General features: G+C 38.2%; 20 protein-coding genes. 9 read left to right on the plus strand and 11 right to left on the minus strand.

What is annotated here, in order from left to right; translation table 11 throughout:
- Positions 1-35: 35 nt before the first annotated feature.
- Complete coding sequence (locus tag CH377_RS18245; protein WP_100725174.1) at positions 36-3,215, plus strand: SpoIIE family protein phosphatase; 3,180 nt, start codon at positions 36-38, stop codon at positions 3,213-3,215.
- Positions 3,216-3,235: 20 nt separating this feature from the next.
- On the opposite strand, the gene CH377_RS18250 is transcribed toward CH377_RS18245, so the two are convergent.
- The 3 genes from CH377_RS18250 to CH377_RS18260 form a co-directional block, all read right to left on the minus strand.
- Positions 3,236-3,997 carry an ABC transporter permease gene (locus tag CH377_RS18250; protein ID WP_100725175.1) on the minus strand — a complete coding sequence of 254 codons (762 nt, stop codon included), beginning with the start codon at positions 3,995-3,997 and terminating at the stop codon, positions 3,236-3,238.
- Positions 3,994-4,929: an ABC transporter ATP-binding protein gene (locus CH377_RS18255; protein WP_100725176.1), complete on the minus strand. Its 936-nt coding sequence runs from the start codon at positions 4,927-4,929 to the stop codon at positions 3,994-3,996. The genes CH377_RS18250 and CH377_RS18255 overlap by 4 nt, the downstream gene beginning before the upstream one ends.
- A 173-nt stretch (positions 4,930-5,102) precedes the next feature.
- On the minus strand, positions 5,103-5,426 hold the full coding sequence (locus tag CH377_RS18260) for a DUF2834 domain-containing protein (RefSeq protein ID WP_100725177.1): 324 nt from the start codon (positions 5,424-5,426) through the stop codon (positions 5,103-5,105).
- Between the two features lie 247 nt (positions 5,427-5,673).
- Between CH377_RS18260 and CH377_RS18265 the strand changes: the two genes are divergently transcribed.
- A complete protein-coding gene (locus tag CH377_RS18265) occupies positions 5,674-8,844 on the plus strand; it encodes a fibronectin type III domain-containing protein (protein ID WP_100725178.1) in 3,171 nt (1,056 codons plus the stop codon).
- Positions 8,845-8,977: 133 nt separating this feature from the next.
- Positions 8,978-10,414, plus strand: coding sequence for a RecQ family ATP-dependent DNA helicase (locus CH377_RS18270; protein ID WP_100725179.1), 1,437 nt, complete (start codon positions 8,978-8,980; stop codon positions 10,412-10,414).
- Here CH377_RS18270 and CH377_RS18275 read toward each other — a convergent pair.
- Both CH377_RS18275 and CH377_RS18280 read right to left on the minus strand, forming a co-directional pair.
- Entirely contained in the window at positions 10,411-12,387 is a 1,977-nt protein-coding gene (locus tag CH377_RS18275) for a sensor histidine kinase (protein WP_100725180.1), read from the minus strand. The genes CH377_RS18270 and CH377_RS18275 overlap by 4 nt on opposite strands.
- A gap of 66 nt (positions 12,388-12,453) precedes the next feature.
- On the minus strand, positions 12,454-13,395 hold the full coding sequence (locus CH377_RS18280) for an LA_2444/LA_4059 family outer membrane protein (RefSeq protein WP_100725181.1): 942 nt from the start codon (positions 13,393-13,395) through the stop codon (positions 12,454-12,456).
- A 122-nt stretch (positions 13,396-13,517) separates the two neighbouring features.
- Between CH377_RS18280 and CH377_RS18285 the strand changes: the two genes are divergently transcribed.
- Entirely contained in the window at positions 13,518-14,474 is a 957-nt protein-coding gene (locus CH377_RS18285) for an NAD-dependent epimerase/dehydratase family protein (protein ID WP_100725204.1), read from the plus strand.
- A gap of 8 nt (positions 14,475-14,482) precedes the next feature.
- Here the strand turns inward: CH377_RS18285 and CH377_RS18290 are convergent, their stop codons facing one another.
- Positions 14,483-14,827, minus strand: coding sequence for an ArsR/SmtB family transcription factor (locus CH377_RS18290; protein WP_100725182.1), 345 nt, complete (start codon positions 14,825-14,827; stop codon positions 14,483-14,485).
- A 165-nt stretch (positions 14,828-14,992) separates the two neighbouring features.
- On the opposite strand from CH377_RS18290, the gene CH377_RS18295 reads away from it, so the two are divergent.
- Positions 14,993-16,342, plus strand: a complete 1,350-nt coding sequence (locus CH377_RS18295; protein ID WP_100725183.1) for a hypothetical protein — start codon at positions 14,993-14,995, stop codon at positions 16,340-16,342.
- A 68-nt stretch (positions 16,343-16,410) separates the two neighbouring features.
- On the opposite strand, the gene CH377_RS18300 is transcribed toward CH377_RS18295, so the two are convergent.
- Positions 16,411-17,022 (minus strand): beta-class carbonic anhydrase, encoded by a 612-nt coding sequence (locus tag CH377_RS18300; protein WP_100725184.1) that lies wholly within the window; start codon positions 17,020-17,022, stop codon positions 16,411-16,413.
- Positions 17,023-17,704: 682 nt separating this feature from the next.
- Here CH377_RS18300 and CH377_RS18305 point away from each other — a divergent pair.
- The 4 genes from CH377_RS18305 to CH377_RS18320 are packed head-to-tail and all read left to right on the plus strand — an operon-like array spanning position 17,705 to position 20,919.
- The gene (locus tag CH377_RS18305; protein ID WP_100725185.1) at positions 17,705-18,865 is read left to right on the plus strand and encodes a cytochrome-c peroxidase; all 1,161 of its coding nucleotides are present in this window, start codon (positions 17,705-17,707) and stop codon (positions 18,863-18,865) included.
- A gap of 36 nt (positions 18,866-18,901) precedes the next feature.
- Positions 18,902-19,987: a metallophosphoesterase family protein gene (locus CH377_RS18310; protein WP_207797674.1), complete on the plus strand. Its 1,086-nt coding sequence runs from the start codon at positions 18,902-18,904 to the stop codon at positions 19,985-19,987.
- A 9-nt stretch (positions 19,988-19,996) separates the two neighbouring features.
- Positions 19,997-20,440: a c-type cytochrome gene (locus tag CH377_RS18315; protein WP_243402128.1), complete on the plus strand. Its 444-nt coding sequence runs from the start codon at positions 19,997-19,999 to the stop codon at positions 20,438-20,440.
- An 11-nt stretch (positions 20,441-20,451) separates the two neighbouring features.
- Positions 20,452-20,919, plus strand: coding sequence for a hypothetical protein (locus CH377_RS18320; RefSeq protein WP_125172185.1), 468 nt, complete (start codon positions 20,452-20,454; stop codon positions 20,917-20,919).
- Positions 20,920-21,011: 92 nt separating this feature from the next.
- On the opposite strand, the gene CH377_RS18325 is transcribed toward CH377_RS18320, so the two are convergent.
- The 4 genes from CH377_RS18325 to CH377_RS18340 all read right to left on the minus strand — a co-directional run bounded on the left by CH377_RS18325 (position 21,012) and on the right by CH377_RS18340 (position 24,579).
- Positions 21,012-21,686: a methionine ABC transporter permease gene (locus tag CH377_RS18325; protein ID WP_100725187.1), complete on the minus strand. Its 675-nt coding sequence runs from the start codon at positions 21,684-21,686 to the stop codon at positions 21,012-21,014.
- Positions 21,683-22,723, minus strand: a complete 1,041-nt coding sequence (locus CH377_RS18330) for a methionine ABC transporter ATP-binding protein (protein WP_100725188.1) — start codon at positions 22,721-22,723, stop codon at positions 21,683-21,685. The genes CH377_RS18325 and CH377_RS18330 overlap by 4 nt, the downstream gene beginning before the upstream one ends.
- Positions 22,702-23,529, minus strand: coding sequence for a MetQ/NlpA family ABC transporter substrate-binding protein (locus CH377_RS18335; RefSeq protein WP_100725189.1), 828 nt, complete (start codon positions 23,527-23,529; stop codon positions 22,702-22,704). Before CH377_RS18335 ends, CH377_RS18330 begins: the two co-directional genes overlap by 22 nt.
- 174 nt (positions 23,530-23,703) lie before the next feature.
- On the minus strand, positions 23,704-24,579 hold the full coding sequence (locus CH377_RS18340; protein WP_100725190.1) for a hypothetical protein: 876 nt from the start codon (positions 24,577-24,579) through the stop codon (positions 23,704-23,706).
- Positions 24,580-24,581 lie beyond the last annotated feature (2 nt).

Consider the following 24,581-nt stretch of genomic DNA (forward strand, 5'->3'; position numbering starts at 1 on the left):
GAAACAGGTTTTGAGATTCTTTTTATGCTGCCGATATGGATCAGTTCTATTTTAATTTTTACTTTTTCGGTTCTCTATTAGCCTGTCTTTTTTCCATCTATGTTACCTTCTTCTTTTTAAGTATCAAGGATAGAAGTAAGGCAGCATTTCATTTAGGTCTTTCCACTTTGGCGATGACCTTATTTCATTTAGCTTACATTATTGCATTTATCTCTTTTGATCAATGGACGATCATCCATCGTTGGCTGGCGATTCCTTCTCCAATGATGGGGTTTGTTCAGTGTTTTATATTTTTCTTTTATTTTCCAAATCCAAGAAACGTTAAGTTCGGTTTGACTGTTTATTCTATCTTATATGCGGGGCTCGCGATTGTTGAAGCTACGTTTATTGCAGTGACATTACAATCGGATCATCGTTTTAATGTAGGTAGTAATTATTGGGATTTCGAATCCCATAAGTTCTATAAAATTTTCTCCATCATAATTTTAGTATATAACTTTTCCTTTTTAGCATCTGCTACTTGGAGAGCGATCGTAGAAAGAGGAAAAGAGAGAAGATGGATTATCTATATCGCTATCGCATATTCTACGATTACGATCATTCCAGGTATTCTGAATGTAATGAGTAGGGATGGTTCAGTTTCTAGGAAAGTATTCCAACACACCACCGATATTGCGCTTGTAGCCGGTTTGTTTCTTGTATTGATCATTTACGCAAATGCGACTAAGGAAAGGACTACTATTTTGAGTAAGATAGTAGCCGTGACTATGGCTACTTTTCTTTTGGCTTTCCAGTTAGTGGGTTATGCAATATTAAACGGTTATGAAACTTCTTTCGATACATTAAAGGTACAAGCTTCCGAACTTGCCGCGTTTCAGGGGAAAAAGCCGGAGGGATTTGCGTATCTTCTATCTTTTGATCCGGATTCCAAAGAGTTCATCTTGGAAAAAGGAGAGAAGGACTCTAGGTTCGATTCGGAAGATCGTTTAGAGATTAAATTTTTCAATATAAGCCGAAAACTTACCAATTTGGGAACATTGAACGCAAAGGAAAGATGGGAGAGATCTAAGGTTATTTTATCCAATTCCCCCAAGGAGTTTTATGCATATTCGGAAGGGATAAAGAATTTTTACGAATCAAAAGGAGACGAAAAAATTTCCGATGCGGAACTTCTGGATTTCTTTCGTTTTTTAAATAAAAAACTGAATATTATAAAAAATAAATTTTCCAATCTTCCTTCTAAAAATGATCCAGCGGCGGTGACTAAACTCTTAAATTCAGAAGAGATAGGTTTAAAATCCATACTTGAACAAGTCCGCAAAAAAGTGGAGAAGGATATTTCATCCGGAAAATCTGAGTTAGAAGTGAGATCTTCTTTTATTCTTCCCTTAACTTCTTTAAGAGAAGCGGGAGAGCGGATGTATAGAGGAGCCAAGTTTAATAAGGCGAATGAAAAAACTCCCGAGTTCTATTTGGCTTATTTGGTGGTCCATCCTCAAGACGAAAAAATTTACGAAGTGGGGTTCACTTATAAATCCTTCAGAGAGTATTTACATTCTCCATCTTTAGTAATGGTGATCTGTCTTTTGGTAATGATTGTTACCATTAGTTTTGGATTTAGATTTTTCTTCCATAATGCGATCGTAAAACCAATGGAGGAAATTGTAGTCGGATTAACCGAAGTAAACTCCGGAAATTTAGAATACAGATTGGTTCCAAGGGTAGAGGATGAGATCGGATTTATTGCTAGGTCTTTTAATAGAATGGCTAGATCCATTCAAGCCGCTAGGAAGAGATTGGAACAATATGCTAATGAACTGGAAGAAAAGGTAAAGGATCGAACAAAAGAATTAGAACAAACCTTAAATGAAGTCCAGGAATTAAAACAACAGCAAGACGCGGATTATTTTTTAACTTCTCTTTTGATCAAACCTTTAGGTTCGAATAAGGCAAATCAAGAAAATGTAAAAGTGGAATTTCTTCTGAAACAAAAGAAAAGATTCACCTTTAGAAAACATGAGGATGAGATCGGGGGAGATCTGAATATCTCCAATCATATAGACTTGCAGGGAAGGTCTTACACTGTCTTTTTAAACGGAGACGCGATGGGTAAATCCATGCAAGGTGCGGGGGGTGCGTTAGTTTTAGGATCTGTTTTTGAATCAATCATTGAAAGAACCAGAGTAGTGGACACGATCAAAAAACAATCTCCTGAAAGATGGTTAAAGAACGCATTTATTGAATTGCATAAGGTATTCGAAAGTTTTGAAGGTTCCATGTTGGTCTCTTCTGTGATAGGGCTTGTGGATGATGAACTTGGAATATTATATTATATTAATGCAGAACATCCTTGGACGGTTTTGTATCGGGATGGGATCGCAAGTTTTATCGAAAAAGAGTTCATGTTCAGGAAATTGGGAACAACAGGCGTAGAAGGTACTATTTTTATCAAAACTTTCCAGTTGGAGCCGGGAGATTGTATCTTTGTGGGTTCTGATGGTAGAGATGATATTATCGTGGGTATGGATTCGGATGGTGATAGGATCATCAATGATGATGAAAAATTATTTTTAAATTCCGTGGAAAAGGGAAGAGGAAATCTCCAGGAGATCTATAATGTTATTTTAAATAACGGTAAATTGAGTGATGACCTTTCTCTCATTCGATTGTCTTTTACCGGAAATGGAAAACATTCGATCCCTCAAGACGAAAAAAGGCAAAGGATCAAGGAATTACTCAGGAACGCAAAGGAAACCTTCTTAAATAAAGATACACAAGAAGCCCTTAGCTATTTAGAAGAAGCTGAAGCTTTGGATAGCAGGGTTCCGGAAGTGAAGAAAAATTTTATAAAACTTTTCCTGAAGTTAAAAGATTACCAAAAGGCCGCCAGATACGCGGAAGATTATTTTAAGATGAATCCGATTGATAGTGAGATCTTATATGTGGCTTCTTTTGCGGCTAGAAAAGCAGGTCAGATCAGAAAGGCCTTGGATTTCAGTGAACGTCTTCGTTTGAGAGAACCTTCTCATATCAAAAATTTGACAAATCTTGCGGAGATCTATATAGCGGTTAAAAATTTTGATAGGGCAGATTCTATCTTAAAGGATGCGATCCGTATAGATCCTACTAACGAATCCATTTCGAAAGTAGAAGAGCTTTTGAAAAAATATTCGGATCGTTTTTCGAATGGAAATGGGCAGCCTAAGGAATCATAGGCCGCTTTCTAGCCGCTTCATTATTTCTTAATATGATATCCTGTCTTGAACATCCAGGCTACAACACAAAGGCAAGAAATTAAAAAAAGAGAGATCATAGCTAAACTAATCTCGAGACTTACATCTCCAATCTCATAGAAACTCCATCTGAACCCGCTGACCAGATATAGGATTGGGTTGAATAGAGTTACTGTTTGCCAGAAAGGAGGAAGCATACTTGCGGAATAGAAACTTCCTCCCAAAAAGACCAAAGGAGTGATGACTAACATCGGGATCACTTGTAGTTTTTCGAAATTATCCGCCCAAATCCCTATGATAAACCCGAAGAGACTGAAAGAAACACAGGTCAGTATCAAAAAGAACACCATCAAAAATGGATGAGCGATCTTAATTTCCACAAACATAGAAGCAGTAGCAAGCATGATGGAACCTAAGATCAAAGATTTGGTTGCAGCAGCTCCTACGAAGCCGATCACAGCTTCCATACTGGAAACAGGAGCGGATAAAATTTCGTAAATGGTCCCTGTAAACTTAGGGAAATATATCCCAAAGGAAGCATTGGAGATACTTTCAGTAAGTAATGAAAGCATTACAAGCCCCGGCACAATAAAAGAACCATAAGACACTCCGTTCACTTCTTGGATCCTGGATCCGATCGCTGAACCGAAAACTATAAAATACAAAGAAGTAGAAAGAACTGGTGATGCAATACTTTGCATCAATGTCCTTCTTGTTCTTGCCATTTCGAAAAAATAGATGGCTTTGATTGCGTTCAGGTTCATTTGGGTTCCTTCACTAATTGTACGAAAATTTCTTCCAAACTGCTTTGGGTGGTATTCAGATCTCTGAATTCTATTCCGGATTTTTTCAATTGTTCCAAGAAGTTTGCGATTCCGGTTTGTTTTTCCTGGCCGTCATAGGTATACAATAATTGTTTTCCCTCGTTCTTTAATTCCAGTTCATAACCGTTAAAATTATTCGGAAGACTTTGGAGGGGAGAAACAAGATCCAATAAGATTTGTTTTTTCCCAAGCTTATGCATTAGTTCGGTTTTCTTTTCTACAAGGACTAATTCTCCCTTGTTCATGATACCGACCCTGTCAGCGATCTCTTCCGCTTCTTCGATATAATGTGTAGTGAGAATAATGGTAACACCTTTGTCCCTTAGGGCTCTTACCACATTCCACATATCTTTTCTGAGTTCTACATCCACACCTGCTGTAGGCTCATCTAAAAATAAAACCAATGGTTCATGGGATAATGCCTTTGCGATCATGACCCTTCTTTTCATTCCGCCGGATAAGGTCATAATCATTTGGTCCTTCCTCTCTAAAAGAGAAAGGGATTTTAGGATCTCATCGATATATTCTTTGTTAGGTGACTTTCCGAATAGTCCACGAGTGAAATTCGTAGTAGTCAAAACTGATTCAAATGCATGAACTGTGAGTTCTTGGGGAACAAGACCGATCATAGATCTGGTCTTTCTATAATCCTTGATAATATCGTAACCGCCTACGGAAACAGAACCGGAGGTCGGATTGACTATCCCACAGATAATGGAGATCAGAGTCGTTTTTCCGGCGCCATTTGGGCCTAAAAGAGCTATGATCTCTCCCTTTTGAATATCCAAGTTTATTTTTTTTAATGCTTGGAATCCGTTAGAATAGGATTTGGAGAGGTTTTGGATGGAAACAATGGGAGAGTTGGAGTTCATACGATTCCTTCAAACCGTTCAATAAATTATAAGATTATCCAAAATACGAAACTCAGGTTGGTTGGCCCACACCAATTTTAGAAGATAAGATGGTTTTCTAGGTCCATGGAGAACGGTCGGTTTCCAAGTGCGGAAACCGAATATCGGAACTCCTAGAAAGGTGAAAAAGTGAATCAGTTACGGCCTTGTTTTTCTCTAAGATAAATATAGTAAGCAGCTCCAACTGCCACTCCAGGAACCACACCGAGTAGAAGTGCGATCCATCCGTTCTTGATCCCTTTTGTTTTCGCATCGTATACAATCCAAGCGGCGAGAACAAGCCAGGTAAAAATTATATCTAGAGCATAAGCGCTGGAGAACGGATTTACAAATCCTCCTAAAAATGCACCGATCACATCGAAGTTTTGTGATAAAGGTGGAAGTACTAAATATAAAAAGCCTGTGGTAAACACAGAGCCTAGAATGATCAGAAGATTTCTAAATGTTGAAAGATTCATTTTGTTCTCTTGGTTAAAAGTTTAATGACAAAGAGTAGGAATTTTTGTAGGGAGCGCTACAATAAATTTTATCCAAAACGGGGTAAAAAAATAAAGAGAAGGTTCCCTAATTTATAAATTTTTTCCAAATTTTATCTAAAATTAGTTAAAAAATTTTCTCAAGTTGACGGATCTTAATCTGTTTGGGTTATATTCTTCAAAATCTAAAAATGAACGTTAAGTGAAATTTCAGATTAGGAGAACTAAGATGCGTAATCTAATTCGCTCGATGGGGATTGCTTTAGCTGTCACAGGCTTTCTCGCGAGCTGTCAAATTTTGAATAAAGTTGTCGGATGGGATGGAAAATCCAATTTGTCATTCTTATCATTGGAGAAGGCGGGAGTTTTCGCAGGTAGCGGAAAGTCCGGACCAAGCGGGACCACCATACAATCCACAGATGGTCTTTTTAGCGTCTTCATCCCGGAAGGTGCAATGGATGGAGAAGAATCTTTTGAGATCACTAAATATGATCCACCTTCCAATTCCCTTCCACAAGGATATTTTCCGACTTCTCAGTTGTATGAAATAACTCCTTCTTATAGATTTAAAAAAGACGTTATCATAACGATCACATTAGATTCAGATAAATTAAGTTCTTTGAATCTAAATAAGAAAAAATCACAAGGATTTGTGGTCAGCCAAACTCCTGAAGATGATAATTCAGGCAGGATTACCGGCGGTTGGAATACGGGAAGAACATCTATAAACGGTGATAAAATTACGATTACTACTCGTACATTTTCCGTATTCGGTGGAGGAACTCCTCCAGCAGGGAATAATGCTCCAAATATAATGGGAGCTTTCTATTATTTCAAAACGAATTGTTCATATCTACCTTATATGGTTAGAACTAGAGTGATAGAGCCTGATGGGGATCCAATGCAAGTGTATCTTCTTACCGGAACTGTCGGAAGCAGCGTGGTTGCTATTCCTATGACTCCTGAATCAGGAAATTGGTACAGCGCAAATATCCCGTATGAAGCGATGGTCGCAGGTGGGATCCAAATGCAGGTCTTAGCTGTGGATTCTTACGGAAATAATTCCTCTCATCCTACTTCGGATACATTTAGATATCCTGCAGATGCTGGGAATTCTACCTATACTGCCGGATTTAAAACGGACCAGGATAATGATGGATATTTAGACGCTTGGGAAGTGGATAACGGTTTTAATCCAAATAGCGCTACTTCTCCGCCTGCTACTCTATTCCCTGATTCGGATAACGATGGAATCCCGAATATTGCAGACCGCACTCCTAACGGAGAAACAAATCCACCTATTGATAGTTTAACTTTGATCCCTTCTGTTCTGAAAATGGACGTGGGTGAAAATGTTACTTTTGCAGTATCAGCATCTTTTGCCGGTCAACCTCGTTATGTTCGTCCGAATATCGTCGTTACTGGGAATGCGGTTAGCGGAGTTCCTGTCGGAACTTTAACAAATTCTACATTACATGCGAATGCACCTGGGCTTGCGGGAGTGACTGCAACTGTAGGGAATATTAACGCTACTACGAAAGTGACAGTAGTGGATTCTGTTGCTCCAAGTTCTATCACTGACTTGACTGCAACTGCTATGACATTCACTCAAGTAAGACTTCGTTGGACTGCTCCGGGGAATGATAGTGGTTCCGGTCGTGCCGCTGCATATGAGATAAGAAGAGCTTCCAGCGCGATCACTAATAATCTTCAGTGTGATTCGGCACCTGCGATCGCACATTCTTTAGTGCCTAAAAATTCTGGCTTGCCGGAAGTGTTGGATATCAATGGACATTCTCCGAATAACACATACTATTATTGTATTCGTGCATTCGATTGGAATGGAAACAGAAGTTCTTGGACAGGGACTGTTCAAGCAACAACTCCTGCTACTCCTGATTTAACTCGTCCCGGAAATATCACTAACTTAAATGCAGTTGTTGTAAACGAAACTTCAGTGGATCTAACTTGGACCGCTGTGGGCGATGATAATAATACGGGAATCGCGGCTGCTTATGATATTCGTAAGTCTACGAACGTGATCAATACTGATAATGATTGTGATGGAGCCGTTTCCATTCCAAATGCGTTATTCGGAATTACTTCCGGAACTTCGATTACGTTTAGAGTAAATGATCTATCTGAAGATACCAGATATTATTTCTGTGTGAGAGCATACGATGAGGTAAGTAATCGTAGTAGTTGGAACGGAACAGTTTCTGTAAGAACGCGTATGAGCAATAAGGCTCCGATCGTAGATGCAGGACTGGATCAATTGGATAGAATGATCTCTCAAGTTGTGAACTTAAATGGAACAAATTCATCGGATCCTGATAAAGGGATTTGCGGAGCAAACGTATCCAATTATTCATACCAATGGAGATTTATTTCTAGACCGGTCGGCTCTGCATTATTGGATTCTAATATTTCTAACGGAAACCAATTGTCTGCTTCCTTCGTTCCGGATATTCCAGGAAATTATTTGCTCGAATTATCCTTTAGAGACGATGCGGGAACCTGTTATGGTGGAGCAAGAACTGGCATTGACTCGGTTTTAATTTCTGCAAAGGACTTAGACAGCGTAAATCCAGATCCTGTTTCCAGTAGATCAGCAGCAGCTGTTTCTTTGGACCAGATCCAATTGAATTGGTACAATGTAGGGGACGACGGAATGGTCGGACCGGTATCCAGCTATAAAATTGGGGTATCTCTGTCTCCGATCACAAACAGTATAGAATGTGATGCCGCAGTGGATACACGTTATCCGAATTTGAATAACTATGTTCCAGGCCAGGCAGTTTCCTTTATCATCGGGGGCTTATTACAGAATACAGTTTATAATTTCTGTATCGTAGCTTATGACGATGTAGGGAACAAAAGTCCATGGAGTGGAACTCTAAGTGCGAAAACTTTAGAAGGAATATCCGGCTGGGGAACATTTACTAGTTGGGGAACTTGTAGTACCAAATGTGGTCCTGGGAACCAATCTAGGTCCAGGGTTTGTTTGGATCCAACTCAAGGCTGTGCAGGTTCTGCAGTAGAAACTCAAAGTTGTAATTTGCATGCTTGTGCGTATACGAATTATACTTCAGAGGATAACGGAACAACTCCAACTGCAAGTTGTCCAAGCGGGTTTTCTAGCTACACGGCAAATAGCAATCCTGGGTATTTCAGGAGAGTTGTATATGATTATTGGGGAGAAGGCTGGGCGTGTGGAATTATCCCGAGAGAAGATCGAACTGCTAGTTCGGGTAGCTACTACACATATTCTCTCAGTCCAACTACAGCAACTTTCTATTACGCAGTAAATAATCCGCCTCCTGTAGAGAATTATTGTGTTTCTCATACAATAATAAGTAATCGGTCTACGACGGTCTATTGTATGGAGAAACAATACTAAGTAGGTTATAACTTTAAATCTATAGAACAGTTTACAAGCCCTCGTCGCGAGACGGGGGCTTTTTTATTCTCCAAAAGAATTTAAAAACCGGATTGGCAAAAACTGGATCGGATCCAAAAAGGAAATTGCCCGAATGTCCGATCTACAAGAATTAAAAAAGAAGTTCGGAGTCTCCGAATTCAGATCCTCTCAAGAAAAAATTATCACAGATGTTTTAGAAGGTAAAAATTGCCTAGTGATCATGCCTACCGGCATGGGCAAATCTTTATGTTACCAATTGCCTGCCTTGGCATTGGAAGAATTGACCGTTGTTATTTCCCCATTAATCGCTCTTATGCAGGACCAAGTAGATAAATTAAAGTCTTTGGGAATTGATGCTGAATTCGTAAACTCATCTCTTTCTAAAGAAGAACGTAATCTTCGTTATGAAAACTTAAAGAATGGAAAATATAAAATTCTTTATGTTTCTCCGGAAAGATTTCGTAAATTTCACTTCTTGGAAATATTCAAAACTCGAAAAGTTTCTTTATTGGTTGTAGATGAAGCTCATTGTATCAGTCAATGGGGGCATGATTTTAGACCTGACTATACCAAAATTTCTGAATTCAGAAAGATCCTAAAATATCCTAGGATCATCGCTTTAACTGCAACCGCGACAAACGAGATCCAGAAAGATATAATCAAACAGATTGGATTATCTGAATCCGATATCCAAATCTATAACGAAGGGATTTCTAGACCGAATCTTTATTTGGAAGTTAGGACTTTTGTGGATTCTTCCTCTAAAGCAAAGGAGCTGATCTCATATCTGAAAAATCTGAAAGGAAATACGATCGTTTACTTTAATCTGATCAAAAATATCGAAATTTTTTCAGAACTTTTGGATATAGAAAAGATCCGGTATAGAGTATATCATGGTATGTTACCTTCTGATAAAAGAAGAAAGATCCAAAACGATTTTCTAAATTCTAAAAATACGTTACTTTTGGCTACGAATGCATTCGGGATGGGAGTTGATAAGGCAAATATTCGTACAATCATTCATGCAGAGTTACCTTCTTCTTTAGAATCCTATTACCAAGAAATAGGTAGAGCTGGCAGGGATGGTAATCCTTCTGATTGTCTTCTATTTTATAACCAAGACGACCTATCCGTTCTGATGGATTTTATTGAATGGCAGAATCCGGATGAAAATTTTATGATCCGAGCCTATCGAGTCTTAAAATCAGCGGGAGAAAAATTATCTTCCCTGGAATATGAAGAATTGCAATCGATGGTAGTTCATAAAAATCGAGGTGATCATCGTTTACAGACAGTTCTCAATCTTTTCGAAAGGCATGGAGTTACTTCGGGAGACTTGGAAAGAAAGTCTCTTGTTTTACGGGGAGAATTACCGGATGTTCTAACAGACCCGAAAGTCCTGGCAGAAAGAAAGAAGGCGAGTTTGAATCGGCTATATCAGATGTTAATGTATTTAAAATCTGAAAAATGTAGAAGGGAATTTTTATACGAATATTTCGGAGCAAGTTTCCATTCTTGCGAAAATTGTGATATTTGTTCTAAAACTTAAACTCTCGGAATACAGAAAGTAAATTTGCTTCCTTTTTTCTCTTCAGATTCGACCGAAATTTTTCCATTATAAGCTTTTATAATGCTATAAACCAATGGTAGACCTAAACCTGTTCCGGATTCGTTTTTGGTTCCTAATCGAGTAGATTTGATCTCGGTTAAGAATAGATTCGGGATCATATCCTTAGGTATCCCTATTCCGGTATCTTCTACAAAAAATTCCGGATCATTCTTCTGATTAGAAAATCCTATACTAATCGTATCATTTTCTCTACAGAATTTTATGGAATTGGAAACTAAGTTGATAAATATTTCGGCGAATAAGGCTCGGTCTACGTTTAACTTCACATCATCCGGGATATTATTTATGATACGGATCTTTTTTGCTTCCGCTTGAGGAAGAAGTTTAGCTAATACACCTTCTACCTCTGGATATACGTAGATCAAACTATTGTCTAAAGGAAAAGAACCTGATTTAAGTCGATTTAGATCCAAGAGTGTCGCGATCATCTCTAAAGATTGAGAAGACGTATATTCCGCTCTATCAACCCATTCCAATAAGGATTCATCATCCAATTGGTTGTAATCATTTTTGATCAAATGTAAGATTCCGATTACCGTTGTAATCGGAGATCTTAAATCATGAGTCGCTAAAGATAAGAATGTGTCTTTGAGCGAATTCGCTTCTTCGGCGATATGTTTTGCTTCTTCTAATTGTTTGGTTCTCTCGGTTACTTTTTGTTCCAATGATTTTTGAAGTTCTTCCAATCTTACGAATGCATTGGAGAATCTGACCGAAAGCATAACGGTTTGAGAGAATAAGAAGGCTAAAAGGCCCCAACTTGCTAAATATTCCGCTTTTATGATCAAACTTTGATTTAAAATATCATTTAATGTAGTTAAAAAAAGTATTAGGGATCCCACTGCAAATAGGATCGCACCTTCTCTTCTCTTGAAAATACAAAGAGAGATCATTATGAAAAAGTAAACTATACCTATACCAACAAAAGTTTGGAATATTCTAATATAGTTCATGTATTCAGTGGAAGGTAGGGCAAGGACTAAAATAAAAAATATAGAGCTTACACCTATGAATAGATGATTAAAGTAATAATGGAATTTTTCATCTGGGAAAACCGCTTTTAGAAAAACGGAGAATAATGGTAGGGCCAAAACGAAGGTTAAAATATCCAGTTTATGGATATAAACCCAGAAAGAATCGGGAGTAACCTCGTATATAAATACGGACCCCGTAAAAAATCCTCTGATACTTAAATCTATACAGAATAATCCGAACCAAAGTGCGGATTTATCCACCCTTCTCATCAGAAACAGAATTAAATGATAAAGGCCCATGAAGAAGGTGGCACCGAAAACCACCCAGCCAAGTGCGACTTGTCTTTTTTTCTCCTCGAAAACGGCTAAGGTATCTCCGATCTTAATAGATTTACGGAGCCCGCCTGTTCTATGATAAAAATTTGATATTTGTAAGGTGAGTTTTAGTTCTTTGGACTCTTCGTCTATTAGAACAATCGGATGTTTATAGGAAGGAAGCATTTCTTCTCTTGAATTCCCGACCTTCCCGTTCTCGATCAGTAATTTTCCGTTTAGAAAAAGTTTGAATGCTGTAGAAACATCTCCGATTTGAAAGGCCAAATCTTTTACCGGTTTATCCAGTAAGACTGTGAGTTTGTAAGTCCCGAGACCTTCTCCCTCATGTTGGTTGCCGTTTTTTATAAATGAGTTCCATGCGCCAGGAACGGAAATGAATCCATCTTTTGTAAAATTTTCGGGAGTTATAATTCCGTCCGCAAATTCCCAATCTCCATCTAAGGCAACCGTATAGAAACGATCTCTGTCCCAATCTCTCAGATCTAGAACTCCATCTTTTGCTTGTGGAGAATAGACCTCGGCTTTTTGAGAACACCCCAGAAAAACCAAGAGAAATAGTAAATGAAAGATAGATGACCTCATTCTAATCTCTGGTCTCCAGTTTATTCTCCGCCTGAACTCTGTATAGAAAATTGTATAAGGATATTTTTAAAAAAAGACTGAAAACCCTAAGAAGAATCCTCTTAAAATCTCATAGTTCCCCGATCTGGAACCATTACTAATAGAGATATAAGAAGGTGAGGATAGATGATAACTTAAATTCAATTGGTCGAAGTGTAGATAGCTGAAATAAGAATAAATTTGGTTATACCCCAGATGAAATCTCATATTCTCATGGAATTTATATTGGAGAGAAATTTCAGATTCATAACCTCTGAAAATCCCTCTGGTTCCGGCGCTTCCATTCGTAAAAACCAATGTATCCGTAGAAATCATAGGAGTTCTAAAAAATCTAGTCCCTTCCGTATAAAACACATCTACGCTTAAATTTGCCGTAAAATTTTCGATAAATTGGTAAGAAGATTGGATAGAAACCTGAGGGCCGTAAGTATAAAAATATTCCTGGAAAGCTCCGTCTAACATGTATTTACCGTAGGTATATTTATTGATATTACGAAGTCCGCCGCCTAAATATAAATTCCAGTTTTGAATGGGAGAAATGATCTTATAAAAATTTGCTTCAAATTCCGATCTTGCTAAAGGGGAATAATAAAATCTCTCTGCAGATAAGCCGCTAGAATTGGATCGGATCACATTTGAATTCGGATTTACCAATTCTACTTCATAATAAGAGATCTCTGCTCTGTAATTTTTCTCATAATTTTCGTAACTAAAAACTGCAGGAACTAATACCTTTTGGTTTTGTTGCAAATGCCTCGTTTCTATAGATTCATTCGGATCCGTTTTTTCCGAATAAGATGTGAAATTATAGGGAATAAAACTGTAAGTTTGTCTTTTTAATAATAATTCGAATTTTTGTTTTTTCTTTTCAGAGGTCCCGTTCTTTGGAGTCTCCTCCGAACCTTGTAAACTCGAAATTAATATTAAATTTAATAGAATGAAAATATTATATTTTTGAAAAAGATCCATATTCTTCTGCACCTAAAAGAATAAGTTAGATTCTCTTTTTAAAATACGAAAGGTCAACGACTTTCAGGTTTTCTGGTATACTTCCTAAACTTTCCGATGGAGAATTGGATCTTGGAGAAAATATGAATTTATTTATTACTGGAGCTTCCGGATTTGTTGGTGGAGCAATTGCTCGCCATTTAAAGGAAAAACATAAGGTAAAAGTATTATCCAGATCTCCAAAGACAGATTCTACTTTAACTCAACAAGGTTTTGAAATAGTAAGTGGAAGTTTAGAATCTATCAGTTCACAAGATTTAGTAGGAATAGATATTGTAATCCACTGTGCGGCGTTTGTAGGTCCATGGGGAAATTACCAAGATTTTTGGAAAGGAAATGTAGAAGGAACAACTCGTTTATTAGAAGTCTCTCAGAAAGCGGGTGTCAAAAGATTTATACATATGGGAACTGAGGCTGCACTCTTTTACGGACAGGATATGATCCAAATAGATGAGACCTATCCTTATCCCAAAAAAACTCCTTACTATTATAGCCTCAGTAAAGGAGAGGCGGAAAGAAGAGTAGTCTCCGCAAATCGTCCAGGTTTTGAAACAATTACTCTGAGACCAAGACTAGTTTGGGGTCCGGGAGACACATCGGTTCTTCCTGTCCTCAAGAAGATGGTAGCCGAAGGAAAATTTATGTGGCTGGATGAGGGAAGAGCTAAAACTTCTGTGACCTGCATTCCGAACCTAGTCTATGCAACTGAACTCGCTTTAACTAAGGGTGTACCAGGGCAAATCTATTTCATTACGGATGACGAAGATAAAACGGTTAAAACATTTTTAACAGAGATGATGCAAACCCAAGGGATTACACTTCCTAAGGCTTCCGTTCCCTCTGCCTTGGCTGGATTTTTAGCAATGATAGTGGAGACGATCTGGAGAATATTCGGAATTCGTAAAGAACCTCCTATGATGAGATTCCCGGTCGATATTATGGGAAAAGAATGTACGATCCGTATTGATAAGGCCAAAAAGGAATTGGGATATAAACCTGTGGTTAGTATTGCACAAGGTTTACAATTAATGAAAGGTTAAGTTTTGCGTTAGACTTTGATCCTGGAGTCTTCTTTTTGATCGCTTTCCTTCCTCGCACTTTTTAAAATTGTGTCGAGTAGGCCTGGAAATTTTTTTTCCAGGTCATCTTTACGGATGATGGAAAATCTCTGGGTTCCTTCGTATCTAGTGAAAATCATCCCTGCATCCCTTAATTTCCCCATATGGTAGGAAAGATTTGTTTTGGGGGCATAAACTAGAAAGGTAGAACAATTAGATTCTCCTTTATCCGAAAGATCTAATAGTATCTTTCTTCGGATTGGATCACTTACGGCTTCGAATATAGAGTTCAATTCTATCTGATCTAAATTTGGATGAGTAGGTTGTTTAGACATCGGAATTTTTTTCCAATACTCCTTATAAAGTTCAATAATATTTGAACAAAAGATTGACAAGCACTTTCTAAGTTCTATAGTTCAAATATTATTGAACTAATAGGGAAATGCTCCGTTTTGCCTTAAAACCTAAAAATTGTGCAAAAGGGACCAAAGGAGACTCCTATGAAAATACCTAGGTCGATTCAGAAAACCTACCAAAGTTTGCCGATTTTGCTGTTTTCTTTCTTTTTCATCGTTCCTCTTTTCGGAGATGAGGTACGGCTGAAATCAGGAAAAGTCCTGAAAAATTTGAAACTGGAGAAGGAAGCGGAAGAATATTATATTTTTAGTTTAGAGGATTCTATTCCAGTCAGGATTCCAAAGTCCGAGATTGCAAGTGTCCAAGCCGAAAACAATAGTCAAGACTTGAAGGAACAAAAATCGGTCCCTCAAAAAAGAAATTATGATCTAGTCTGGACCCAATCTTTGACCAATGATGTGTTCATCAATGGTAACAGTTTATTCGGAAATGCTTTTGATAGAAGAGGGGATCTTCATTATTCAGGAGTACCTAAATCTTTGATCCTAGATACAATGGTCAATATTCCTACTCCAGTAGAAGGTTTACAACTGATCATCAGAGATTATTCTCCTTTGACAGGAAGAACAAACAGAGATGTGGACGGCGTTTTTCAATCACATCCGTACGGACCGGGAGTTGATCTGGATAAAGTTGCAGAAGATCCAAATACAAACAGATTGAGAAAGGAGCCTAACGGGCTGAGAGAAGGTCTTGCCACTCTTCTTAATTATAAATGGTCTACAAATCGTTTAGGGGATTGGAATGCAGGTTGGATCTATTATGCGAATAATCAGCCAAGTTTTGCTCTGGGACTTTTTACTTTTGGTTGGGCATTACCTGTTCTGAAGTATATTCACCCCACTTATACTTATAACGTGAGGGTGACTTCCGAAAGAATTGGAGGTTCTAATATCGCAGGGGAGAAGGACTTGGAGTCCGGATATCCAACTAATGCGTTTAACGGTACAACTTTTCATAGATTCTCTGTATTCCATGAATACGAGGTCACTGAAAACTTTAAGATCCAACCCGGGATCGATTTCGGATACCAATACTATAATGATAATATAGATAGAAGGTCCGGATTTAAGAATATAGACTATAAGGTAACCTTAAAGTATTTAGGATTCTCTTTTTCACTTACTGACGTTTACAGACCGAATACTTATATGATAGATAATAATTATTACTATCCAAATACTGTAGGCGGCCAAACGGTCGGGACAGTTCCTGGAGCGACCTGGGTAGGCCCATTAACAGGAAATTCTAATGATGGACTGACCATAGATCCTTCTAAAGGTTATGGTTTTGTGAATGATTTTATCTTAAGTTCCATCCAGAATTCAGGATTAGATCCTAATGTGAAACAGGCTCTTGTGAATAAACATTTAGAGCAAAAGATCCCTCTTCATAGTATTATCTGGTCTTTCGGATATTCTATCAGGATCTAAAATGAAAACCGGAAGAAAATATTGGATATTAAGGATCTAATGTTTCTTCCGGTTGGTTTTCCCAAAGATCAAGAAGCTCTTCCGATTTTGGTTGCTTCTTCCACTTCCACAAGTTTTCCGGTTTTCACATCGTAGAAGTATCCATAAACAGGGATGTCCTTAGGGATCAACGGATGGTTTCTGATCCTTTTTACATCATCTACCACGCTCTTTTCCAAATTTTCAAAAGTTAAGAACGGGATATATTTTGCTTCGTCTGATCCTCCGGATTCTTCCAAGTTTCTCCAACCGTTTGCATCTACAGTTGCAGTTTTCAAACTTTTCGCTAATAAATTTCGGATGATCTGGTCATTGAATAATTCCATCCCACAATCGGAGTGATGGATCACGAAAAATTCTTTCGTGCCCAAAAGTTTGTGGGAGATTATAAGAGATCTGATCGCGTCGTCACTTGCTCTTCCTCCGGCATTTCGTATAACGTGAGCATCTCCTTCTGAAAGTCCCGCATATTTAGCTGGGTCCAAACGTGCGTCCATGCAGGTCAGGATCGTAAAACTTCTGGCAGGGGGAAGGGCCAATTCTCCCTTTTTGCCGAACTCGGAAACATACTTATTGTTTGCTTCGATTACTTCTTGGTGGATCTTACTGGTTTCTTTTTGCAAAACTGCTGAATTTGACATAGTGGAAATTATATCCGTAATAGCGGATATGGCATCCAGTTTTAGTAGAGAAGGCGGAAAAAGGGTCTTAGATTGTATAATTAGTTAGGGAGAAGGTTAGTATTTTGTATGGGATGGATTGATAGACATGAGAAACAATCGGTTGGAGTTCCTATTAGGGCTTAGTGTAAAGTTGTCCCCGCCCTCTTTGGGTGGGGGCCGGTGCGGTGGTACGCAAGCGGATTCCTTAGCATGTTTTATTCTTTTTTGCGAGAGAAATTTTCTCACACTTAGTAGTAGGAATTCCTACATTAAGAAGAGAGGGATTGGTATATATTGTTTCGATTCTTGAAGAGCCTGTATTGATTTTTTATTTGAAATAAATTATTTCTGATTTATTCGAACTTCCGATTTTTCCTGAACTTCATCCGAGCGCAAAATAATGTAAAAAAGTTCAAAAGAAGAAGATAAACGAAATTAACATATCTCCTTTCAATCGTATTATACTTTAAGAATGTATAGTTTTTATTGTGGTATAACTACTTTAAATAAAACGAATGTTTTAACTTAGTTATGAATTTTGAAACTTACTCTCAAGTTGGTAGATAAAAAATTCCTATAATTTTCATTTTTTCCGCCTTCGGGTCTTGACCTATTTTAATTCTAGAATTATTCTAAGCGGAAATTTTGTCGGCGATGTCGAATGAAAGTAACTACGTTTTCACGAATCGATTCCAGGTTTTTAGGATATATAGTTCTTATATTCGTTTTTTATTGTATAGGTTGTGATTCCCAAAAGAAGAAAGACAATGACCTGACGGAACTTACCTATATTCCAAGCGGAATTTTGGGATTACCGGACTTACCTGTTCCTAAGAATAACCCTCAATCGAACGATAAAGTGTCGTTAGGTGCTAAATTGTATTCTGATAAACGATTTAGCTCTGATGGAACTGTATCTTGTGCTACATGTCATAAGCCCGAACAGGCATTTGTAGATAAGCTGAAGGTCTCTAAAGGTATTAAAAATTTTACCGGAACCAGGAACGCACCTACTGTATTAAATGCAGTCTATTATAAAACGCAGTTTTGGGATGGAAGAAGAAACGATTTGGAAGGACAGTCCAAAGATCCTCTCTTAAATCCTGTAGAGCATGGTCTTTCTAGTCATGATGACCTTATAAAGATCGTAAAATCAGATCCGGACTATACTTCAAAGTTTAAAACTGTATTCGGTATCGAATCAGATTCTATCAAGATAGACCATGTTGCCATGGCAATCGCATCTTTTGAAAGAACGATCATCTCCGGAAATTCCCCTTTTGATCGTTATAGATTCGGAAAAGAAGAAAAGGCATTATCTGAATCCGCGATCCGCGGTTTAAATTTATATATGGGGAAGGCGAGATGCCAAGATTGCCATACGATAGGAGAAACATACGCAATCTTTATCGATGATAAATTCCATAATCTGGGAGTTGGCTTCAAAAGGATACAACCTAAATTAGAAGAGATACTACAGAAAAAAGCAGAATCCAAAAACAGTCCCACTTCTGACGAAGAAATACTTACTAATATTGAATCTTCCGAGTTGGGTAGATTTGCGGTCACAGGAATCAGTGAAGACTTGGGAGCATTTAAAACCCCAGGTCTCAGAAATATCGCATTAACTTCTCCTTATATGCATGATGGAAGTTTAACAAGCCTCGAACAGGTTATTGATCTGTATGATAAGGGTGGAGAAACAAATCCTTTCTTGAGTAGTGGAATCCGTCCTTTGGGACTGACTGGTCAAGAAAAAGCAGACCTTGTATCTTTTTTAAAATCCTTAACAAGTCCGGTTTTGCCTAGCATGCCAAAATGATTGAGGACTGGAAATATTCCGATGAGGAGGAGAGTTATGGAAGAAGGTAAACTGAGCAGGAAGGATTTTTTGCGCAGAACGGGAGGTCTACTCGCCGCGAGTATTGTTCCAATGAGTTTGGTGGAGATTGCCTGTGGAGGAAGAGGGAAGGGCACTCATGAAAAATTTACCTTTGCATTTATATCGGATCCTCACCTAACACATATTAAAGGAACTAGTTTCGTTCGGAATTTTGATACTGGTTTGAATAAGGCGATCGAAACGGTGAATCTAATGTTCCCGAGGCCTGACTTTGTCGTATTCGGAGGAGATCTGGCTCAATTAGGAAAAAGAGAAGAGCTCGATCATGGTATGGAGCTTTTATCCAAACTTAAAGTTCCGGTCAAGTTTGTGATCGGAGAACATGATTATTACTTGGATATGGGAAATTATTGGCAGGATAAGATCAGCAAACTTAATTATTCCTTCGATCATAAAGGAGTCCATTTCGTAGTTCTGAATAGTATTCTTACTTACGATACTTGGATCAAACGTTGGAAAACCCCTGAAGAAAGGATGAATGAGATGGCTCGTTTGGATAATCCAAATGGATCTCCATTTATGGTTGGTGATGATCAGATCGCTTGGTTGAAAAAGGATCTGGAGAATATTAAAAGTGGGACTCCTTTAGTGGTCCTTTCCCATTCTCCATTATATAAAATTTATAAACCTTGGAATTTTTGGACGGACGACGCAGAGAAGATCCAATCAGTCCTAAGTAGATTTGATAATGTGACAGTCTTTCATGGACATGTGCACCAAGTCTTATACAACCAGATCAAGAATATAAGCTTCTATGCGTTGATGTCCACGGCTTGGCCTTGGCCTTATCCGGAAAGTTACACTCAGTCACCACATTACATTCCCAAGATGACTGTATTCATGAACCGTCAGGATCCGTTCCATGAGAGAGATGGAACCGGTTGGGCATTCGTAAACATGGATAATGCAAGAGAAGAAATGCATTATAAACTTTGGGAGAATAAGGATCGGATCGTAAAATACGATGAATCCGCAGGACATCCGGTAGATTCGGCTTATCAAAAGCCTGAATCTAGAATTCTACCTCAAACACATTATTAGGAGAAACTTATGGACGGTCGGCATACTTTTAGTAATAGATCTAAATCCAAAATTTTATTTGGGATCTACACTTCTTTTTTCTTTTTGATTTTCGGGACTGTGTCTTTAGTCTTTGGGGATGATTGGGAAAAGTCCAACGAAGATAAATGGAATGCAGCATTTATGGAAACGGTGGCTCGAGGAGAAAAACTTTTCCATGGGCCTGAATTGGGAGGAAATACTGTACAATGTGCTATGTGTCATCCGAATGCCACCAATACACATCCTGAAACGTATCCAAAATTTCAGAAACAGATAGGGAAGGTCTCCACATTAAGGGAAATGATCAACTGGTGTATCCAAAACCCTCTTCAAGGTAAACCTTTGGCGTATGATGATCCTAAGATGATTGCATTGGAAGCTTATATCATGTATGAGAGAAGGAACTCTGTTCTGGTTCCCGGAAAACATTAGGAGAAATGAATATGATCCGATTTTGTTTGTTTATAGGGATTCTAGCGATTTTATCTTGTCGATCTGAGATTAGCGATTCTAGGTATAAAACGGATCTGGAAAACGGACTCTCTTTATTTGGAACCGTAGAAGATATACATGCTGAAAAAGCAATTTCCGTTAAGGAATCTTTTTCTTCAGGAAGTAAGGATTTACTGTACGTTCCCTTCTCCGCTAACGTAAAACTGAAAGAAGATGTTCGTAACTATGTTCATCATGCACAAGAAGGAAGATATCATAGGGAATATGTTGGTTGGGTAATGCAAAATTCCACAAATAAACCCGGAACAGAGAAGTTATTACATTTCTCTTTGCTTGCGAATCTGTCTTCTGTTCGTTGGTATGACGCAAAAAGTGGGCAGATCATTCCTTTAAAAGGAGTTTTGAGATATAAAAAAGAGGGAAGCGAATGGATTTCTTTAGGTGCGTTTGATAATTAAAATTTTTGAATATGCAACACCACAGCATTTGATCCGCAGGTTAACTTGCGGATTCTTTTTGCCTTGGGGTCGTATACAACTTTCTATAAGAACTAATGAGAGACCCTTTTGTCACTTCTTCTGCGGGTTGTATCTCCGATCCATTGAAATGTTTGGACTAAAGTGATCAGAACGAAAACTGTTGCAAACATTATATCGTCCTCGTATCTGTAATAACCGAATCGGATCGCAAGATCCCCAATTCCTCCGCCGCCTACAATCCCGGCCATTGCGGAATATCCTAATAAACTGATGATCGTAACGGTAATAGCTGAATAAATTCCTGGCTTCGCTTCCGGTATTAGAACTTCTTTAATGATCAATGAGAGTTTTGCTCCAGTGGAGACTGCCGCTTCTAAAACTCCTTCCGGAATTTCTCTTAGAGATGTTTCGACTAATCTGGCTAAAAATGGGATAGCTGCCACGGAAAGTGGAACTGAGGCAGCAAGCGGGCCTATTGTAGTTCCTACCAATGACTGAGTCAGAGGGATCAGTGCTACGAGTAAGATCACGAATGGAATAGAACGGATCAAGTTGGCCAATACTCCGAGCACTGCATGAAAAAATTTATTTGGAATAAATAGTTTTTTATCAGTGAGATAGATCAGAAATCCCAAAGGAATTCCAAATACTAAGGCGGAAGATAGGGAAATCCCGAGCATTAAGAATGTTTGCCCGAATGCATTTACTAGTTCCGGGTATAATTCGATCCATTTGGAAAGATTCATTTGTAAATCTCCTCCACAGTGGCTCCATACCTTACGAATGCAGCTCTGATTGTGTCTGTACTATTATCCGCAGGATCTGTTTCCAGATAAAAAACTCCGATTGGTTTCCCTGAAATATATTCAATTTTACTGTGAATGATATTAGGGACATGATTTGTAGCACGGATCACTTTTCCAAGTACAGGTTCCGTAGCTATCTCGTTTTTTAATACAACTCTCAGTATTCTACCTTCTGTTCTAGCTAAGGTCTCTTCCGGAATAGAATTTGTGAATGCGTGGCCCGTAAGCTTTTTAGTAATTTCTTGAGAAGGGTCCGCGAACAGGGAATAAACGGAGCCTGTTTCTATCAATTTACCTTTTTCTAATACGGCTACGGAATTACAGATCTCTCTTACGACGTTCATTTCGTGAGTTACGATAAGTATTGTTATAGAGAATTTTTTATGAATGTCTCTTAAAAGTCCTAAAATAGAACGAGTAGTTTCCGGATCTAGGGCAGAAGTTGGTTCATCGCATAAGAGCAGGGTCGGATGATTTGCGATCGCTCTTGCGATTCCTACTCTTTGTTTTTGTCCTCCACTGAGTTGGTTCGGATAAGAATCTATCTTATCTTCGAGTCCTATTAAGGAAAGAAGTTCAGTCACTCTCTCTCGGATCTTTTCTTTTTTCCAACCGGCAGCTTTTAATGGGAGTGCGATATTATCGAAAACTTTCTTGTTTAAGATCAGATGAGATTGTTGGAAAACCATTCCAACCTTGGATCTGTGATTTCTGAGCTCTTCTCCTTTTAAATGAGAGATATCTGAGGATTGGAAAAATACTTGTCCTGAGTCAGGTGTTTCTAGTAAATTTGCGAATCTAAGTAAGGTACTTTTTCCGGCTCCGGTAGTTCCTATGATACCGAAAATTTCTCCCTTATCTATCTTTAAGGAAATATCCTCAATAGAAGGATGCGTAGATTTCGGAAACGTTTTAAAAACGTTCCGAAATTCTAATATAGTTCCCGAGTTTTCTTTTACTTCCGTTTCCCGAACCATTCCGGCTTTTGGAATCCTTTAAAGTCTTTGTCTACGATAGTTTCGAAGTTTTCAGATTTTACAGCTTCGACTATATCTTTAGCAAATATGCTGTCTTTTTCTGTTTCACGAACTACTATTATATTTTTATGTTCTTCTGCCAGCTTTTCTAAGATCACTGCTTTTGTCAGATCCAAACCGGATGCAAGTGCGAAATTTCCATTGATCGCAGAAAAATCTGTGCTCTCTAAAGATCTAGGAAGTTGAGCTGCTTCTAAAGGTAAAAATTGGATTTGTTTTTTATTTTCAGTAATGTCGTTTAAAGAAGCCTTAGTGGGAAGTGCGTCCGGATTTACTTTAATAAAGCCTAATTCTTGAAAAAGTTTTAATGCCCTTAGCAAATTGGTCGGATCATTTGGAAGAGCGATCGACGCCTTCTCTTTTATATCCTTAGGGATTTTGGTTTTTCCCGCAAACACCGACATAGGAGCAGTTGGAATATTTATGATCGCGCTTAACTTTAGATTTTTATCCGCAGTGAATTTTTTTAGATAAGGAAGATGTTGGAACAAATTCGCATCTATATCCCCGGAAGCCAGCGCTAGATTCGGTTGTATATAATCGCTGAACTGAACGATCTCTATCTTGTATCCCTTCTTCTCAAGATCTGGGAAAACACCTTTTTTCAAAAGATCCCCATAAGGCCCGGGGCAAATCCCGATCTTCAAATTTTTTCGATCGCCCGGAAGATTAGGGGCTTCTTTCTTTCCGCAATTTATAAAAAAAGGAAGAAGGCCAAGTAATATGATAAATAACTTTCGATTCATTGATTCACCTATAGTCGGAATTAGACTAGTCCAATGATTTTTAAATCCTGTCTTCTTGGATAGTAGAAAAATCTGTTATATTGAATAAAATGTTTAATATAACTCGAATTTGCAATTGCCCTCGTTCATTCAAATTAGAAGGAGAATCAGGCTTTGGAGGTGGTAGGAACTCCTTTATTGCAAGGACTCTGCGTATTCTTTCAGTTTAGACAAGAATCGATCCGCTTCCGGATAGGCAAGGTGAAGTGCATCGCTGTCTTCGTAGATATCTTTATGATCAATAAACCAAAGGTATTGAGAAGGAGGGAAGTTTTTTAGAACAGTTTCTCTTGTCCTGGTTTCTTTCGCTGAGACCAAAATTTCAGGATGCATTGGCATTTCGAAAAATATTGGTCGGACTCCTTTGGCTTCCAATTCTTTCAGAACGGAAGATAGATATGTCATTCTCTCATTTAACTTTTTCTGCTCTACCGCAGCACCATACCAACGTTTCACTTCCTGCAAATGTTCTTCTTTTAATCGTTTGGAAATTTCGAGAGCTTCTTTTTCTTCATTTGGATTAGGTTTTGCTTCTACCGCAAAAAAAAGATCCGTAAATTGGATTACAAATCCTACTGCATAATTCAAGGGTTGTTTTTCGGATTTGAGAACCGGGAAATTCCTTCTTGTAAAAACGAAAAAAGGCTCAGTATTATCTCGGGAAAATTTTTCATTTTCCTTTACGGAAAGTTGATTAACTTCTATCAGAACGAATTTGGGAGAAGTATCCGAATTCTTTAATATAGATAATCCTGTTAGGGCACCTTCTCCGACTAAGGAAAGATTGAACCAACCTGAGTTCGGTTTAGGCAACATTCTGTCCGACATGGAAGATCCAACGATCACGAATTTAGAATCTTTTCCTTCGGTCAAAAAACTCTCTACTCGAACTCTATTATGCTGCCACCAACTTTGTTTCGGTATTTTATGAGGGGAGAAAAAATATACAAAACTAGAGTATATTCCTAAGAAGATGAGAAAAAAGATAATGAGTCGGATAAAAAATTTCATAA

The organism is Leptospira haakeii (assembly GCF_002812045.1).
In the GTDB taxonomy this organism is placed as follows: domain Bacteria; phylum Spirochaetota; class Leptospiria; order Leptospirales; family Leptospiraceae; genus Leptospira_B; species Leptospira_B haakeii.

Coding starts and splice junctions, on each gene's coding strand:
- CH377_RS18260 (WP_100725177.1), bottom strand. CDS start 5,426: ATGAATCTTTCAACATTTAGAAATCTTCTGATCATTCTAGGCTCTGTG.
- CH377_RS18295 (WP_100725183.1), top strand. CDS start 14,993: ATGAAAATACCTAGGTCGATTCAGAAAACCTACCAAAGTTTGCCGATT.
- CH377_RS18305 (WP_100725185.1), top strand. CDS start 17,705: ATGAAAGTAACTACGTTTTCACGAATCGATTCCAGGTTTTTAGGATAT.
- CH377_RS18330 (WP_100725188.1), bottom strand. CDS start 22,723: ATGGTTCGGGAAACGGAAGTAAAAGAAAACTCGGGAACTATATTAGAA.
- CH377_RS18265 (WP_100725178.1), top strand. CDS start 5,674: ATGCGTAATCTAATTCGCTCGATGGGGATTGCTTTAGCTGTCACAGGC.
- CH377_RS18255 (WP_100725176.1), bottom strand. CDS start 4,929: ATGAACTCCAACTCTCCCATTGTTTCCATCCAAAACCTCTCCAAATCC.
- CH377_RS18325 (WP_100725187.1), bottom strand. CDS start 21,686: ATGAATCTTTCCAAATGGATCGAATTATACCCGGAACTAGTAAATGCA.
- CH377_RS18335 (WP_100725189.1), bottom strand. CDS start 23,529: ATGAATCGAAAGTTATTTATCATATTACTTGGCCTTCTTCCTTTTTTT.
- CH377_RS18285 (WP_100725204.1), top strand. CDS start 13,518: ATGAATTTATTTATTACTGGAGCTTCCGGATTTGTTGGTGGAGCAATT.
- CH377_RS18320 (WP_125172185.1), top strand. CDS start 20,452: ATGATCCGATTTTGTTTGTTTATAGGGATTCTAGCGATTTTATCTTGT.
- CH377_RS18270 (WP_100725179.1), top strand. CDS start 8,978: ATGTCCGATCTACAAGAATTAAAAAAGAAGTTCGGAGTCTCCGAATTC.
- CH377_RS18250 (WP_100725175.1), bottom strand. CDS start 3,997: ATGAACCTGAACGCAATCAAAGCCATCTATTTTTTCGAAATGGCAAGA.
- CH377_RS18310 (WP_207797674.1), top strand. CDS start 18,902: ATGGAAGAAGGTAAACTGAGCAGGAAGGATTTTTTGCGCAGAACGGGA.
- CH377_RS18275 (WP_100725180.1), bottom strand. CDS start 12,387: ATGAGGTCATCTATCTTTCATTTACTATTTCTCTTGGTTTTTCTGGGG.
- CH377_RS18340 (WP_100725190.1), bottom strand. CDS start 24,579: ATGAAATTTTTTATCCGACTCATTATCTTTTTTCTCATCTTCTTAGGA.
- CH377_RS18245 (WP_100725174.1), top strand. CDS start 36: ATGGATCAGTTCTATTTTAATTTTTACTTTTTCGGTTCTCTATTAGCC.
- CH377_RS18290 (WP_100725182.1), bottom strand. CDS start 14,827: ATGTCTAAACAACCTACTCATCCAAATTTAGATCAGATAGAATTGAAC.
- CH377_RS18315 (WP_243402128.1), top strand. CDS start 19,997: ATGGACGGTCGGCATACTTTTAGTAATAGATCTAAATCCAAAATTTTA.
- CH377_RS18280 (WP_100725181.1), bottom strand. CDS start 13,395: ATGGATCTTTTTCAAAAATATAATATTTTCATTCTATTAAATTTAATA.
- CH377_RS18300 (WP_100725184.1), bottom strand. CDS start 17,022: ATGTCAAATTCAGCAGTTTTGCAAAAAGAAACCAGTAAGATCCACCAA.